The 1,747-nt window shown below is 74.5% G+C and carries 1 protein-coding gene; it reads right to left on the reverse strand.

Features of this window, described 5'->3' with window-relative positions:
* Positions 1 to 206: 206 nt before the first annotated feature.
* Positions 207 to 1,747 (reverse strand): LuxR C-terminal-related transcriptional regulator (locus ACGF12_RS38455; protein WP_393041274.1); only part of this gene is annotated, 1,541 nt, incomplete at its 5' end.

Consider the following 1,747-nt stretch of genomic DNA (forward strand, 5'->3'; position numbering starts at 1 on the left):
GGGTGCGTCACCACCCACGCGCCGGTCTCGCCGGCCGCCAGTCGCGTCGTGTCCATCGCCGACTCCCGCCGTCCGCCGGACCCAGGGCTGCTCCTCCCAGCCTGCGCCCGGGGTGGGCGCGGTGCGAGGCCGGGCGCAGGTCGACCGGCGCAGTCGTCACGGTCTCGTGGACACGACGGGAGGGACGAGCGGTGTCGACCGGCGGGTCAGAGCAGGTGCAGCTGCTGTGCCCGGCGCACTGCTTCGGCCCTTCGGCTCGCGGAGAGCTTGCGGTAGATGCTCTTCAAGTGCGTCTTGACCGTATTGGCGGATATGTGCAGTTCGGTCGCGATCTCCTCGGTGGACAGCCACTGCGCCGCCTGGAGCAGGACGTCGCGTTCGCGCGCACTCAGCGCCACACGAGGCGGAGCCTGGTCCGCCGTGTCGGCGGCGGCATCGGCGGCGCAGGTCGGCAGGTCGGTCAACCAGCTATGGGCCAGGGCGAGTTCGGGATCGCGGCGCAGCGAGCGGCGGACCCAGGGGCCCGCTTCGACGAAGAGCCGCCTCAGCAGTTCCGGCCGCGCGAGCTCCAGGGCCTGTGCCAGGAGGCGCCGCTCCGCGGCCGTGTCACCGGCCCTGGCCTTGGCCTGTGCTCGCAGCAGGCAGATGTGCGCGCGGCTTCGGGGAGCACCGCGCGACGGCATCGGCAGTGCCGCGAGCAGGTCCGCCGCGCGCTGTTCCTGGTCCGTCGCGAGGAGCGCGTGGACCAGGGCCTCCCGGTGCTCCGGGCGGTTCGAGTCGGCCGCATCGAGCACGGCCACGGCTGCTGCCGCGTCGCCGTGTGCCAGGTCCGCGGCGGACTCCGCGATGGCCAACTGGTCAGCGGGCCAGCCGGACGGGCCTGGTGTGTCCGTCGGAGGACGGACCGTGTGGAGCACCGTGACCGCGGTCTTCCAGTCCCCTTGGGCCGCCGCGAGCCGAGACCGGATGACGGCGGTCGCCACCTTCGCGACGAGGTCTTCACCCGGCTCCACCGAGACGGTCGCGAGGTCGCGCTGGGGCTGCGTGACCGTCGGGTCGTTTCGCTCGACGGCGATGGCCGCCACCACCAGGCGTGCCAGCGTGGTTCGGCGGGCGGGCGGTGGGCCGGCGCGCTCCGCGACGGCGAGTGCCCGGCGGGCGCGTTGCTCGGCTCGCCGGAGGTGTCCCCGGTGGAGGTCGATCAGGGCGAGACGGACCAGGGAGTCCGCCTGCGGCTGCTCGGTGCCCGGCCTGCCGCACATCTCCACGGCCTGGGCGAGCGTGGTCTCGGCGGCGTCGAGGTGTCCGGCGCTCAGTTGGGCGGAGCCGAAGCTGGTGAGCAGCAGTGCGGGGATCTCCGGGTGCTCGCCGAGCAGTTGTGGTGGTACCAGGTCCAGCCGGGACAGGGCCTCTCGCGCAGCGGTCTGCGCCGCTGCGGCGTCACCGGTCAGCCGGTCGACGAGCAGTTCCAGCAGGACCCGGCTGAACCGCACCATCGGGCCGGTCGCCCCCTGCTGCCGGCCCAGGTGCTCGTCGGCGCGCCGCAGACCGTCGCGGCCGGCTGTGCGGTCGCCCCGGGCGAGGGCACAGGCCGCGGCGACCAGGGCCTGGGCCGGATCGGGGAGGTCCGGCGGCATGGCGGCGAACAGGCCGGCCAGCCGGCCGCTGTCCGCGCCCGTGGCCAGGCGGCCGATCTCCAGGTTGTCCACGACCTGCTCGGAGGCGAACCGCCAGTCTCCGGCCGTGG

Origin of the sequence: Kitasatospora sp. NPDC048296 (assembly GCF_043201815.1) — a bacterium.
Taxonomy (GTDB): Bacteria; Actinomycetota; Actinomycetes; order Streptomycetales; family Streptomycetaceae; genus Kitasatospora.